Consider the following 12429-nt stretch of genomic DNA (forward strand, 5'->3'; position numbering starts at 1 on the left):
GCACAAACCACTTGGAATTGTGACGCTTTTGCGCGTATCCTCGATAAAGGGTGCAATCGTTACCGGCCGCTTACTCCTAGAGGTGCCGGTGTCCTGGGGAGGATACGGATGGCCGCAAAAGACGACCCGATCGTCATCAAGAAGTATGCCAATCGCCGGCTCTACAATACCGGCACAAGCACCTATGTGACGCTCGAGGACTTGGCCGAGATGGTCAAGAAGGGCGAGGAATTCACGGTCCAGGACGCAAAGACCGGCGACGACATCACGCATCCGGTGCTGACGCAGATCATCTTCGAGCTCGAGAACAAGGATGGGCAGAACATGCTGCCGATCCCGTTCCTGCGCCAGCTCATCTCCTTCTACGGCGACCAGATGCAGATGATCGTGCCGAGCTTCCTCGAACAGTCGATGATTGCCTTCTCCAAGGAGCAGGAGCGGTTCCGCGAGCAGCTGAAGGGCGCCTTCGGCAAGGCGCCGATCGACATGATGAAGACGCCGATTAAGGCGCTCGAGGAACAGACGCGCCGCAATGTCGAGATGTTCCAGAACGCCATGCGCATGTTCACGCCGTTCCCATCCGCCGGCGGCAATTCGGCAGCACCTGCCGAGCCGCCGAAGAAGGAAGAAAAGGGCGACGATCTGCAGGAGTTGAAGGCGCAGATCGCGGCGATGCAGCGCAAGCTGGACACGATGTCCTAGGTTGTGTCGATATTCAGGTGAGGCCGGCCTGCAAATAGTGGCTTTCTGCGCTTCCGGTGCTCACGTACTTTAAGTACGCTCCGCTCCGGTTCTCGAAAGCCACTATTTTCGACTCGGCCTGACCTGAATCTCAACACAACCTGGAGCGCTTCATCCTAACGGCGAGGCGCTTATTGTTGCCGTCAGTTTCCCTTCATCCAGCCGGCCCGTCATAGCGGGCGCGGGGCCTGATCAGCCTGTTGCTGGTCACCTGCTCGACGGCATGCGCGGTCCAGCCGACGCTGCGGCCGAGGGCGAACAGGCGGAACGGGGCGTCGGTGGGCAGGCGCAGGCTGCGGGTGATCGCGGCTAAAGCGAAATCGATGTTCGGATGCAGCCCGGTCGCGGCAAGAACCGCCTTGCGCAGTTGCAACAACCCGTCGTCGATCCTGAAATCGGAAAACAGGCCCTCGGCGCGCGGGTCGCCTTCCTGATAGAGCGGGTGTCCGAAGCCCGGCAGCGGTCGGTCGTGGGCCAGCCAGCGGGCGATCGCCTCGTCCGGACCCAGCCGCTCCGCATCCTCGACCAGCGCGATCGCCGCAGCACCGGCGCCGCCATGGCGCGGGCCGCTCAGCGTCGCGAGACCCGCGAGCAGGCAGGCGGCGATCGGCGCGCCGGTGGAGGCCGCGACGCGGGCGGCGAAGGTCGAGGCGTTGAGCTCGTGATCGGCCAGCAGCACCAGTGCCTTGCGGATGAGTTCTGCGCCCGCGGCGTCGACCGACCAGCCCTGCGCCAGCCTTAAATGCACGGGTTCGGAGCCCGGCGCTGCGCCGAGCGCGGTGGCCAGTGCGCTGGTCGCCGCGGCGCCGTCCTGCTGCAGCATGGCCGGCCTGCGGCCGAGCGAAGGCCAGCCTTCGGCAGCCAGCGCCGAGAGTCTGGCGAAGGCCGTCGGCGTGCCGCTTTGCCGGGCAGCCGACGGCGTCAGCGAAGCGAACGACACCGGACGGTCGGAGGCCCACAGCAGTTCGGCGGTCTGCTCGAGCGTCGCCGTCGCCGAAAGCTCCACGGCATCCCTGCCGCGATAGACGAGGCGGCCATGCAGCACCGTCGAGATGGAAGTGGCGATCGCCGGCTCGCCCCAGGCGATGGCGCTTTCGGCGATCGCCTGCGGGCTCCTGCCGCGGTCGCGGCGCGTGGCAAGGGCGGCGATGTCGTCGGCGCGGTACTGGCTGCGGCGCGGGTCGGCGTCGTCCGGCTTCATGCCAATGCGGCCACGGCTGACATAGGCATAAAGCGTCTGCGGCCGGACGCTCAGCCGCTCCAGCGCTTCATCCCGCGTCAGCCACTCCGTCATTTGCCGCCTTACATTGATTATCTTGATCAAGATTGATGCATTGATTGTGCAGCATTAATTGCAATGCACAAAAGGTCAAGGAGACGATCATGGCGAATGGGCTCGATGATGTTGTGGCGGCCGACACGGTGCTTTCCGATGTCGACGGTGTGGGCGGGCACCTCACCATTCGGGGCCATTCGCTGATGGAGCTCGCCGGCCACTGGCGCTACGCGCAGGTGGTACGGCTCCTGTTCGACGGCTTCTTCGACGACCTTCCGGGCGATGCCGAACTGGAGAAAGCGATCGGGAAGGCGCGGGTGGAAGTATTTGATCGTGTGAAACCGATGCTTGCCCAGCTGGCGCCGGTCGACGTCTACAGCGGCATGCGGGCCGGCATGGCCGTCCTGCCGGACGGCGACGGGCTTGCCGACGCGCTGCGGCTCATCGCGGCGCCGGCTGTGCTGACGCCGGCACTGCTGCGCCTTGGCCGGGGCGAGACGCCGGTCGCCCCCGACGAAAATGCCGATCATGCCGGCGATATGCTGCGGATGCTCACCGGCACTGCCTCGCCGGCGCTTGCCAAGGCGCTGGACAGCTATCTGGTGACGGTCTGCGACCACGGCCTCAACGCCTCGACCTTCGCGACCCGCGTGGTGGCCTCGACGCAGGCCGGGCTGACTTCGGCAATCCTGGCCGGGCTCGGCGCGCTGAAAGGCCCGCTGCATGGCGGCGCGCCGGGGCCGGTGATCGAGATGCTGGACGCCATCGAGGCGAGCAACGACGCCACCACATGGCTGCGTAACGAGATCGCGCACGGCCGGCGCATCATGGGTTTCGGCCATCGCATTTACCGCGTGCGCGACCCCCGCGCCGACGCGCTGAAGGCGGTCGTGCGGCAGCTCGGCTCGCGGAACGAGACCGGTAGCCGGCTGGCCTTCGCCGAGACAGTGGAAAAGGCGGCGCTCGAAGTGCTCAGGATCGCCAAGCCGCAGCGCTCGATCCAGACCAATGTCGAGTTCTACACCGCGCTTCTCCTGGAAGCGGTCGGCTTCCCGAAAGAGGCATTCTCCAACGTCTTTGCCGCCGGCCGCGTTGCCGGCTGGCTCGCCCATGCGCGCGAGCAGCAGGCGACTGGCCGATTGATCCGGCCGCAGTCGCGGTATGTCGGGCCAGTGCCCGATCTGGTGGCTTGAGAAGCAGTTCTTCGCCCCCGCAACGCGGGGGAGAGGTGGCCCGGCGAAGCCGGGACGGAGAGGGGGACGCCGGCCGTGAAGCGGCGTCCTTTGCGGGGCAAGGTGCCGGCGGATATACCTTAATAGGCACCAGCAGTTCGCAGAGGGCAAACCTCCGGTGGCCGCGCAGGCCCCTCTCCGTCCCGGCTTTGCCGGGCCACCTCTCCCCACTTTCGTGGGGCGAGGAACAGTTCCCCATGACCGAAATTTCATGTGATCACGCTTGTGTGTTCGTGTTCTTGCCTTGGTCTGCCCTTATATGCTGCACTGCAACATAAGCTGACTGCGCCGACTTCGTCCAAATGACGCCGCGGCAGGCCGGCGCATCGAGACAAGGAACGCCATGGCGAAGAACGGCAAGGCGGAGGAAAAGAAGAAGATCAACGTTGCGCTCCAGGGCGGCGGCTCACACGGCGCCTTTTCCTGGGGCGTGCTCGACCGGCTGCTGGAAGATGGGCGGCTGGAGATCGCGGCGGTGTCCGGCACCAGCGCCGGCGCCATGAACGCGGTGGCGCTGGCTGACGGGTTTGTGCGTGGCGGCGTGGAAGGCGCGCGCAAAAAGCTCGACGATTTCTGGCGGGCGGTGGCCTCGAAAGGCCGTTTCAGCCCGGTGCAGCGCATGCCCTGGGACGTGGCCTGGGGCAACTGGTCGATCGAGAACACGCCCGGCTATGTCTTCTTCGACACGATGTCGCGGGTGTTCTCGCCCTATGTCGCCAATCCGCTCGGCCTCAACCCGCTGCGCGACGTGGTGGAGAAGGAGATCGACTTTTCCAATGTGCGCGCCTGCAAGTCGATGGAGCTGTTCATCTCGGCGACCAATGTCGAGACCGGGCAATTGCGCGTCTTCTCCGACGGCGAGATCGACCTCGACACGGTGATGGCCTCGGCCTGCCTGCCGCAATTATTCCAGGCGGTCGAGATCAAGGGCGTGCCCTATTGGGATGGCGGCTATGGCGGCAATCCGGCGCTCTATCCGTTCTTCAAGACCGCGGCAACCGAGGACGTGCTTCTTGTGCAGATCAACCCGGTGGTGCGCGAAGGCACGCCGAAAAGCGCCAACGAGATCCAGAACCGCATCGACGAGATCACTTTCAACGCCGGGCTGCTGCGCGAATTCCGCTCGATCGCCTTCGTCAAGGAACTGATCGCGGCCGGACGCCTGCCGCATGGCGAATATCGCGACATCCGCATGCACCGCATCGATGCCGACGAGGCTTTCAAGGACCTCTCGGCGTCGTCCAAGGTCAATGCCGAATGGGCTTTCATCGCCTATCTGCGCGACCTCGGCCGCAGCGCCGCCAGCGACTGGCTGGAGGAGAATTACGACGCCGTCGGCGAGCGGCCGACTCTCGATCTCTCGGGCGAGCTCGACGACGGCTTCAAGCCGTTGCGCGGTCCGGCGCCGGGGCGTCGCGTCAAGGAATTCCTGGCCGCGCGCCTCAAGCCGGAATCTGCGCGGCGGCGGGCATAGAGCGCTCGATTGTCAGCATCTTCCCCAGCGGAACCGGTGAGGCGCTGGATCACGCGTTCGGTGCGATGTAGTCTTACCTGAACGTAAAGGGGAGGTTGCGATGCTGCAAACCAGACAGAACGCTCTCGGGGTCAGGTTTGAGGCGCAGTGCAGGGCCTTCGAGAAAGAGCCGTTCCCGACGCTGGACACGCGCAAGGACCGGCTGAGCCGCCTTCTCGCGCTCACCGAAAAGCATGAGGCCGAGATCTGCGCGGCGATCGACAGCGATTTCTCCGCTCGCTCGGCCGAGGAAACGCGGCTTGCCGAACTGTTCGTCGTGCGCGCCGGCATCAGGCATGCGCTGTCGCATCTCGGCGCCTGGATGCGCGAGCGCCGCGTCGCCACCAGCCTGCCGTTCCTGCCGGGTCGCAACCGCCTCTTGCCGCAGCCTCTCGGTGTCGTCGGCATCGTCTCGCCCTGGAACTATCCTTTCCAGCTCGCCATCGCGCCGGCGACCGCGGCACTGGCGGCCGGCAACCGCGTCATGATCAAGCCGTCGGAGCTGACGCCGAAGTTTTCGGACCTGCTCGCCAGCCTGGTCGAAAAGTACTTCGCCGCCGATGAGGTCTGCGTGATGGTCGGCGACGCGGAGGTCGGCAAGGCGTTCGTGTCGCTGCCGTTCGACCACCTCCTGTTCACCGGCTCGACGGCCGTCGGCCGCCAGGTGGCGCTGGCCGCCGCCGCCAATCTGACGCCGGTGACGCTCGAGCTCGGCGGCAAGTCGCCGGCGATCTTCGATCCGTCCTGCGATCTCGACGCGGCGGTCGCCAGCGTCGCCTATGGCAAGCTGCTCAATGCCGGCCAGACCTGCATCGCGCCGGACTATCTGATGGTGCCGCAAGGCCAGGGCGCGGCGATCGCGGCCAAGTTCGCCTCGGCAATCGCGAAGCTCTATCCGCGCCTCGGCGACAATCGCGACTATACGGCGATCGTCAGCGAGCGGCATCACCGGCGGCTGGTCGACATGGTGGCGGAAGCGCGCGACAGCGGCGCCGACATCACCGAGGTCAATCCCGCGAATGAGAAGCTCGGCGTCACCGACCGCAAGATGGCGCCCGTGCTGGTGCGCAATGCGGGCGAGAATCTGCGGCTGATGCGCGAGGAGATCTTCGGGCCAGTCCTGCCGATCGTCGAATATGGCACGGTGGATGAGGCCATCGAGCATGTGAACCGGGGCGAGCGTCCGCTGGCGCTCTACTGGTTCGGCAGCGACAGCGCCAATCGCCAGAGGGTCATGCGGGAAACCGTGGCCGGCGGCGTCACGGTCAACGACTGCATGCTGCATCTGGTGCAGGAACGGCAGCCCTTCGGCGGTGTCGGCGAGAGCGGCACCGGCGCCTATCACGGCGAATGGGGCTTTCGCACCTTCAGCAAGGAAAAGCCGATCTTCATCCAGTCCAAGTTCAGCGCCGGTGGCCTTCTGCGTCCGCCTTACGGCAGGACCTTCGAGCGTCTCTTCCGGTTGCTCAACCTCATTACTTGACAACTTCAGCCGGGAAATGGCGGGGCGTGACTGCTTCAAACAAGCGATTGTCGCTGCCTGCGGAAGATTTTTGCATCATACTGACGGCTGCTGCCAGTAACCTTGGGGAAACTGTCGGCGCGCCCGCAAAAGCGGCAGCCGCAGGCAGAAAAGTCGTTGTTTGTCGAGAAATCACATTCCGCGCCGCAATGCTTCCGCAACTTTTCCGGCTATATTGCGCCGCAACTTTCAGGTAGAAGCGGCGCTTCGCCGATCACGGCAAATTGAACTAGGCCCCGCGCACACCCATATCGGCCGCGCGCCCGAGTCGGAAGCGCCGACCTCGCCAGGTCCTGCAACGGAAAAATGACGATGCCGAAAATCAGGTTTCACAAGCTTGCAGCCATTGTCGTGCTCATCGGGTTCGCGGCCTGGATGGGGACCGGCGAGTTTTCGTCGGTCGGCAGTGCCGCCGACAAGTCGGTTACCACCGACAAACATCCCGCTGACGCCGGCAAGCCGGCGCAGCCGCAGGCCGCCAAGCCGGACGCGGCGCAGGCCGAGCCGAAGGCCCCATTGCGTACCGTCGCGGTGGTAACGCCGCCGCGCAAGACCTTCGCGCGGGCGATACGGATTTCGGGTCTCACGGAGGCCGACAAGCGCGCCGTGTTGGCGACGCGCGTTGCCGGCGTCATCGACAAGCTGCCGGTCAAGCAGGGCGACCACGTCAAGACCGGCGATCTCGTGCTCATGCTCGCGGCCGAGGAGAAGATCTCCAATGTCGACAACGCCAAGCAGTTGCTTGTGCAGCGCAAGGCCGAGCTCGACGCCGCCGAGCGTCTGGCCAAGACCGGCAATCTGCCGAAGCTGCAGCTAGACACGGCCCGCTCCAACCTGACGCTCGCGCAATCGCAGCTCGATACCGCGCAGGCCGAACTCGACCGCAACGAGGTCAAGGCGCCCTTCGACGGCGTCATCGACCGCGTCCCCGTCGAGCTCGGCAGCTCGGTGATGCAGGGTGGCGAGGTGGCGACGATCCTGAAGCTCGATCCGGTGATCGCGCGCGGCGAGATCAGCGAGCGCGATCTGCGCTACATCAAGATCGGCGACGAGGCCGATGTACGCCTGGTCAACGACCAGAAGGTCACCGGCACCGTGCGCTACATCAGCCGCGATGCCTCGGCGCAGACCCGCACCTTCCGCGTCGAGGTGGCGATCCCCAATGGGGACGGCTCCATCCCCGCCGGCATGACGGCCGAGATCACGCTCAGCGCCGAGCCGACCAATGCGGTCATGCTGCCGCGCTCGGTGGTGACGCTGGGCGACAAGGGCGACCTCGGCATCCGCGCCGTCGGCAAGGACGACAAGGTCGCGTTCTTCCCGATCGATCTCGTCGACGACACGCCGCACGGTCTGGTGCTGGGCGGCATTCCTGAAGGTGCGCGCATCATCGTCGCCGGTCAGGAACTGGTGAAGGAAGGCGACCTGGTGAAGCCCGTCGAGGCCGACCAGGCGACCATCAGCAAGCTGATCGGCGAAGCCGCCGCCGGCACGCAGTAAAGCACGACGCGCCGGTCGCCGAACCAATCCGGCGATGGCAGTCCGAAGCCTCCGAAGCATAACAGGCCGAAGTCATGGATATCGTCAGACTCGCCATCAACAACGCCCGCCTCACCATATCGGCGCTGATGTTCCTGCTCATCGCGGGCTGGATCGCCTATCAGTCGACGCCCAAGGAAGCGGAACCCGACGTTCCGATTCCGATGATGTATGTCAGCCTGATCTACCAGGGCATCTCGCCGGAGGATTCCGAGCGCCTGCTGCTGAGGCCGATGGAAAGCAAGCTCAAGAGCCTGAAAGGGCTCAAGGAGATGCGCTCGGCCGCCTTCCAGGGCGGCGGCTATGTGATGGTCGAGTTCCAGCCGCAGACCAATCTGGCCACCGCGCTGCAGGATACGCGCAGCAAGGTGCAGGACGCCAAGGCCGACCTGCCGCAGGCGGCCGAGGAGCCGGTCGTCACGGAGGTCAACATCTCCGAATTCCCCGTCATGGTCGTGACGCTGTCGGGCGACTTGCCGGAACGCACACTGACGGCGGCGGCGCGCGAGCTGCGCGATCGGATCGAGGAAGTGCCGGGCGTGCTCGAAGGGTCGCTGCAGGGGTCGCGCGACGACCTCGTCGAGGTCGTCATCGATCCGGTGAAGCTGTCGTCCTACGGGCTGCAGCTCGACCAGGTGATGCAAGGCGTCGGCGCTTCGAACAGCCTGGTTGCCGCCGGCAATCTCGAAGGCTCGGAGGGCAAGTACGCCGTCAAGGTGCCGTCGCTGATCGAGACGCCGGAGGACGTCGCCAACCTGCCGGTGGTCGCCACGCCCAACGCCGTGGTGCAGGCCAAGGACATCGCTACGATACGCTCGACCTTCAAGGACGCCGAGACGATCACCCGTCTCGACGGCAAGCCGGCCATCGCGATCGAGGTGAAGAAGCGCATCGGCGCCAATCTGATCGACACGCTGAACCATGTCCGGGAAGTGTCGGACAATTACGTCAAGACGATGCCCGAGGGCATGCATGTCACCTACACGCAGGACAAGTCCGTCTTCGTCAACCAGTTGCTCGGCGACCTGCAGAACCATGTGATGATCGCCGTCATCCTGGTGTTCATCGTCATCCTCTACGCGCTGTCCGGCCGCGCCTCGCTGCTGATCGGCCTTGCCATTCCATCGTCGTTCCTGATCGGCATCCTTTTGCTCGCCATGATGGGCTACACGATCAACATGATCGTGCTGTTCAGCCTCATCCTGGCGGTTGGCATGCTGGTCGACGACGCCATCATCGTCACCGAATTCGCGGAACGGCGCATGAGCGAAGGCATGCCGAAGGCCGACGCCTTCGCTTTGGCCGCAAGGCGCATGGCTGGGCCGGTGATCGCGGCGACGATGACGCGCATTGCCGCCTTCTCGCCGCTGTTGTTCTGGCCCGGCATCATCGGCGACTTCATGAAATACATGCCGATCACGCTGATCGTGACGCTGTCGGCCTCGATGCTCTATGCGCTGGTGTTCGCGCCGACCCTGGGCGCCATCTTCGCCAAGGCGCCACAGCATCACGAGGATGATCACCGCGACGGCTGGTACATGGCGATCGTCAAGCAGGCGGTGCGCTTCCCGATCACCGTCATGCTGCTCACCATCGGCCTTCTTATCGGCGTGAGCGTTGCCTATTCCAAATATGGCGCCGGCGTCGAGTTCTTCCCCAGCGTCGAGCCGGATTACGGCCTGCTCTATGTGCATGCGCGCGGCAATCTTTCGCTGGCCGAAATGGACGCCGCCACCAAGACGGCCGAAAACCGGCTGCTCGGCTGGCCGGGCGTCAAGTCGGTCTATACGCGCGTCGGCAAGTCGCAAGGCGGCGGCCAGGACGTTCCGGAAGACGTGGTCGGCAATATCCAGTACGAATTCGTCGACTGGCGCCAGCGCAAGTCCGCCAATCAGATCCTCAGCGACCTGCGCGGCGCCATGGCCGGCATTCCCGGCGTCGATGTCGAGGTGCGCGTGCCGGAAGCCGGCCCGCCGACCGGCAAGCCGATCCAGATCCGGCTGTCGGCCGTCGATCCGGCCGGCCTCGACGACAAGGCGCGGGCCGTGGCGGCACGCATCGCCAAGATTCCCAACGTCATCGACATCTCGGACGGCCTGCCGCCGCCCGGTGTCGACTGGGCGATCGAGGTCGACCGCGCCAAGGCCGCGCAATACGGCATCAGCCCGACATCAGTGGGCACGGTGGTGCAGTTGGTGACCAATGGCCTGAAGCTTTCGGAATACCGGCCCGCCGGAGCGGACAAGGCGGTCGACATAAGGCTGCGCCTGCCGGAAGACCGGCGCACCCTGTCAACACTCGACGAGCTTCGCGTGCAGACCCCGCAGGGCTCGGTGCCGATCTCGAACTTCGTCGTCCGCAAGGCAAAACCCAGCGTCGGCATCCTCAACCGCATCGACGGCGCGCGCACCGTGGTCGTGCAGGCCAATGTCAGCTCCGGCGCGCAGGTCGCCGCGGTGCAACAGGAAGTCACCAAGGCCGTCGCCGACATGGGCCTCGGCAGCGGCATCCGCTGGAAGCTGGCTGGTTCCAACGAGGACAGCGCGGAAGCGAGCGCCTTCCTCGGCAAGGCATTCGGGGCCGCCATCTTCCTGATCTTCCTGGTGCTGCTCATGCAGTTCAACAAGTTCACCAGCGTGCTGATGGTGCTGTCCTGCGTGGTCATGGCGACGATCGGCGTGTTCCTGGGCCTGCTCTTGACCGGAGAGGCGTTCGGCATCGTCATGTCGGGCATCGGCGTCATCGCGCTCGCCGGCGTGGTGGTGAACAACAACATCGTGCTGATCGACACCTATGACCGGCTGCGCGAGGAGGGCTGGGACAAGATGGACGCTGTGCTGCAAACCTGCCGCGAGCGCGCCCGGCCGGTGGTGCTGACCGCCGTCTCGGCGATCCTCGGCGTGCTGCCGATCGCCTTCGGTCTCGGTCTCGAAATCTTCCACCACGAGACGACGATCAAGGCGCCGTCGACGCAATGGTGGATTTCGCTGTCCTCGGCCATCGTCTTCGGCCTGTCCTTCGCCACCCTGCTGACGCTGGTGGTGACGCCGTCGATGCTGATGATCTTCACGCGCAGCAAGAACAGCCGGTTCTACGCCTTCTTCCGGCGCCTGTTCGGGCGCGACAAGCGCAAGGCTGCGACCGGCGAACAGGTTGCCGAGACGAGCGCCGGGCCGGTAGAGGCATTCCCGAAAGCTGCGGAATAGCGCGGTCCCACAATCCTAAGGATAAAAGCCGCTCGGGAACAACCGGGCGGCTTTTTGCATTGTCCCCTCGAAGTTCGATTGGTGCGTTTCACCGTTTCACGGAAACGGCGAACCGCCCTATCTCTTTGTTTACGCAATTCCAGACCGAAAACTGCTGACACTTTTCCTGGAATTGCTTTGGACGGCGAGGGTTTCTCATGACCATCACGACACTTCTCGTAATAATCCTGGTTCTGATCCTGATCGGCGCCGTGCCGGCCTGGCCGCATTCGCGTTCCTGGGGCTACGGGCCGTCCGGCATCGTCGGCGTCATCCTGATCGTGCTGCTGATCCTTTTGTTGTTGGGCAGGGTCTGATCAGGCGGCCCGGCGAACGGGTTCCACGGCGATACCGATATCCTGCAGCGCTTCCTTCACCGCCTGGTCGAGCGGGGTGTGCGGGATTTCGCCGATGACCTCATCGAGCCGCGTCGAGGTGAGCCGGTGCGCTTCGAAGCGCAGATAGGACATGGTGACGATCTCGCGCCACATGGCCACGAACGGGCTGCCGGCGCGCAGCACCCACCAAGGCATGAAGGAGAGCTTCAGCTTGCGGCCGAGCGCCTTCTCGGCCGCGGCCTTCATGTCGAGATCGGTGATGGCGTGGCCGGGGAAGTTGATGGCTTCGTAGAAGCCGAGCTTGTCGAGGTTCTTCGCCAGGCCGACGAAGCCGACGGCGAAGTCCGGCAGGTAGGCCCATTCATGCGTCAGGTCGGCCGGGCCAGGCGCGGTGTAGACGCCTTTGTTCATCTTTGCGGCGACGACGAGGTCGAACCAGGAGCCGCTGCCGGTGCCACCGAAGAAATCGCCTGCCCTGAGCACAATGGTGCGCACCCGGCCGGCTTCGGCCTCGCCGCGGAACAGCGCCTCCATTGCGCAGCGGATGCGGCCTTTCTCGGTGGTCGGATGGAACGGCGTCTCCTCGGTGATGACCTGCGGCATCGGCGAGCCGTAATTGTAGACGGTGCCCGGGAAGAGATGCAGCGTGTTGTTCGCCCGGCAGGCGGCCATGACGTTCTCGGCCATCGGCATGCACTTGCCCCAGTCGGTGTAGATCGGGTTCAGGCCGTTGAAGATGATGTCGACGCCTTCGGTGGCGCGGATCAGGGAGTCGCGATCGAGCGCGTCGCCGGCGACTGCCGTGGCGCCCTTGAGCTCCGCCGGCACCTTGCCGGTGCGGGTCACGGCGCGGACATCGAAGCCGGCGTCGATGAAAGCCTTGCCGACCACGCGGCCGAGCCGGCCATTGGCGCCGAGGATTGCGATCTTGGTCATTTGTTCTCTCCGTTGCTTGCGTTTGCCCGGTTAATGTGAGGCGTTCACGAGCGAATTGAAATTGACCTTCTTTGGCGTTGTGTTATT

9 protein-coding genes are annotated in these 12429 nt (G+C 64.9%); 7 read left to right on the forward strand and 2 right to left on the reverse strand.

The genetic code is table 11. The features are described 5' to 3' along the window. The first annotated feature begins 108 nt into the window (after positions 1 to 108). On the forward strand, positions 109 to 702 hold the full coding sequence (gene phaR / locus AC0YKC_RS08590) for a polyhydroxyalkanoate synthesis repressor PhaR (protein WP_320296478.1): 594 nt from the start codon (positions 109 to 111) through the stop codon (positions 700 to 702). A 193-nt stretch (positions 703 to 895) separates the two neighbouring features. On the opposite strand, the gene AC0YKC_RS08595 is transcribed toward phaR, so the two are convergent. Then, the gene (locus tag AC0YKC_RS08595) at positions 896 to 2035 is read right to left on the reverse strand and encodes a citrate synthase (protein WP_488510793.1); all 1140 of its coding nucleotides are present in this window, start codon (positions 2033 to 2035) and stop codon (positions 896 to 898) included. Positions 2036 to 2124: 89 nt separating this feature from the next. On the opposite strand from AC0YKC_RS08595, the gene AC0YKC_RS08600 reads away from it, so the two are divergent. The 6 genes from AC0YKC_RS08600 (at position 2125) to AC0YKC_RS08625 (ending at position 11385) form a co-directional block, all read left to right on the forward strand. After that, positions 2125 to 3210, forward strand: a complete 1086-nt coding sequence (locus AC0YKC_RS08600) for a citrate synthase/methylcitrate synthase (protein WP_488510794.1) — start codon at positions 2125 to 2127, stop codon at positions 3208 to 3210. A gap of 382 nt (positions 3211 to 3592) precedes the next feature. Beyond that, the gene (locus AC0YKC_RS08605) at positions 3593 to 4723 is read left to right on the forward strand and encodes a patatin-like phospholipase family protein (RefSeq protein WP_488510795.1); all 1131 of its coding nucleotides are present in this window, start codon (positions 3593 to 3595) and stop codon (positions 4721 to 4723) included. Positions 4724 to 4823: 100 nt separating this feature from the next. Further along, positions 4824 to 6245, forward strand: a complete 1422-nt coding sequence (locus tag AC0YKC_RS08610) for a coniferyl aldehyde dehydrogenase (protein WP_488510796.1) — start codon at positions 4824 to 4826, stop codon at positions 6243 to 6245. Between the two features lie 351 nt (positions 6246 to 6596). Then, a complete protein-coding gene (locus AC0YKC_RS08615) occupies positions 6597 to 7784 on the forward strand; it encodes an efflux RND transporter periplasmic adaptor subunit (protein ID WP_320296482.1) in 1188 nt (395 codons plus the stop codon). A 74-nt stretch (positions 7785 to 7858) separates the two neighbouring features. Further along, a complete protein-coding gene (locus AC0YKC_RS08620; protein ID WP_488510797.1) occupies positions 7859 to 11029 on the forward strand; it encodes an efflux RND transporter permease subunit in 3171 nt (1056 codons plus the stop codon). Positions 11030 to 11226: 197 nt separating this feature from the next. Beyond that, positions 11227 to 11385, forward strand: coding sequence for a DUF3309 family protein (locus AC0YKC_RS08625; protein WP_488510798.1), 159 nt, complete (start codon positions 11227 to 11229; stop codon positions 11383 to 11385). On the opposite strand, the gene AC0YKC_RS08630 is transcribed toward AC0YKC_RS08625, so the two are convergent. After that, positions 11386 to 12342, reverse strand: coding sequence for an SDR family oxidoreductase (locus AC0YKC_RS08630; RefSeq protein WP_488510799.1), 957 nt, complete (start codon positions 12340 to 12342; stop codon positions 11386 to 11388). Positions 12343 to 12429: the final 87 nt, after the last annotated feature.

The organism is Mesorhizobium sp. CNPSo 4661 (assembly GCF_057784215.1).

What these genes read in the sequence shown, in the direction of transcription:
- phaR (WP_320296478.1), top strand. Translation starts at nt 109, where the DNA reads ATGGCCGCAAAAGACGACCCGATCGTCATCAAGAAGTATGCCAATCGC.
- AC0YKC_RS08595 (WP_488510793.1), bottom strand. Translation starts at nt 2,035, where the DNA reads ATGACGGAGTGGCTGACGCGGGATGAAGCGCTGGAGCGGCTGAGCGTC.
- AC0YKC_RS08600 (WP_488510794.1), top strand. Translation starts at nt 2,125, where the DNA reads ATGGCGAATGGGCTCGATGATGTTGTGGCGGCCGACACGGTGCTTTCC.
- AC0YKC_RS08605 (WP_488510795.1), top strand. Translation starts at nt 3,593, where the DNA reads ATGGCGAAGAACGGCAAGGCGGAGGAAAAGAAGAAGATCAACGTTGCG.
- AC0YKC_RS08610 (WP_488510796.1), top strand. Translation starts at nt 4,824, where the DNA reads ATGCTGCAAACCAGACAGAACGCTCTCGGGGTCAGGTTTGAGGCGCAG.
- AC0YKC_RS08615 (WP_320296482.1), top strand. Translation starts at nt 6,597, where the DNA reads ATGCCGAAAATCAGGTTTCACAAGCTTGCAGCCATTGTCGTGCTCATC.
- AC0YKC_RS08620 (WP_488510797.1), top strand. Translation starts at nt 7,859, where the DNA reads ATGGATATCGTCAGACTCGCCATCAACAACGCCCGCCTCACCATATCG.
- AC0YKC_RS08625 (WP_488510798.1), top strand. Translation starts at nt 11,227, where the DNA reads ATGACCATCACGACACTTCTCGTAATAATCCTGGTTCTGATCCTGATC.
- AC0YKC_RS08630 (WP_488510799.1), bottom strand. Translation starts at nt 12,342, where the DNA reads ATGACCAAGATCGCAATCCTCGGCGCCAATGGCCGGCTCGGCCGCGTG.